A 1,141-nucleotide genomic window follows, 5' to 3' on the forward strand; every position below is an offset into this window, starting at 1 on the left:
CCCGTAGTTGACGACGTGTGTTCAGTGAAATCGAGTAGGGCGGGACACGTGATATCCTGTCTGAATATGGGGGGACCATCCTCCAAGGCTAAATACTACTGACTGACCGATAGTGAACCAGTACCGTGAGGGAAAGGCGAAAAGAACCCCTGTGAGGGGAGTGAAATAGAACCTGAAACCGTGTACGTACAAGCAGTAGGAGCAGGCTTTGTCCTGTGACTGCGTACCTTTTGTATAATGGGTCAGCGACTTATATTCAGTGGCAAGGTTAACCATCTAGGGGAGCCGTAGGGAAACCGAGTCTTAACTGGGCGTTCAGTCTCTGGATATAGACCCGAAACCAGGTGATCTAGCCATGGGCAGGTTGAAGGTTGAGTAACATCAACTGGAGGACCGAACCGACTAATGTTGAAAAATTAGCGGATGACTTGTGGCTAGGGGTGAAAGGCCAATCAAACCTGGAGATAGCTGGTTCTCCCCGAAAGCTATTTAGGTAGCGCCTCGGACGAATACTACTGGGGGTAGAGCACTGTTAAGGCTAGGGGGTCATCCCGACTTACCAACCCTTTGCAAACTCCGAATACCAGTAAGTACTATCCGGGAGACACACGGCGGGTGCTAACGTCCGTCGTGGAGAGGGAAACAACCCAGACCGCCAGCTAAGGTCCCAAATTACTACTAAGTGGGAAACGATGTGGGAAGGCTCAGACAGCCAGGATGTTGGCTTAGAAGCAGCCATCATTTAAAGAAAGCGTAATAGCTCACTGGTCGAGTCGGCCTGCGCGGAAGATGTAACGGGGCTAAGTAGTAAACCGAAGCTGCGGCAATGCACTTTTAGTGCATTGGGTAGGGGAGCGTTCTGTAAGCGGTTGAAGGTGTGTGGTAACGCATGCTGGACGTATCAGAAGTGCGAATGCTGACATGAGTAACGATAAAGGGGGTGAAAAACCTCCTCGCCGGAAGACCAAGGGTTCCTGTCCAACGTTAATCGGGGCAGGGTAAGTCGACCCCTAAGGCGAGGCCGAAAGGCGTAGTCGATGGGAAACGGGTTAATATTCCCGTACTTCTTACAATTGCGATGGGGGGACGGAGAAGGCTAGGTGGGCCTGGCGACGGTTGTCCAGGTTCAAGTGCGTAGGCT

Annotated in this window: 1 rRNA gene; it reads left to right on the forward strand. The window is 51.9% G+C overall.

Annotation, left to right across the window (positions count from 1 at the left end):
- A 23S ribosomal RNA gene (locus R7P69_RS25055) occupies positions 1-1,141 on the forward strand; the annotation flags it as partial.

Origin of the sequence: Vibrio sp. 661 (genome assembly GCF_033339315.1) — a bacterium.
Taxonomy (GTDB): Bacteria; Pseudomonadota; Gammaproteobacteria; order Enterobacterales; family Vibrionaceae; genus Vibrio; species Vibrio alginolyticus.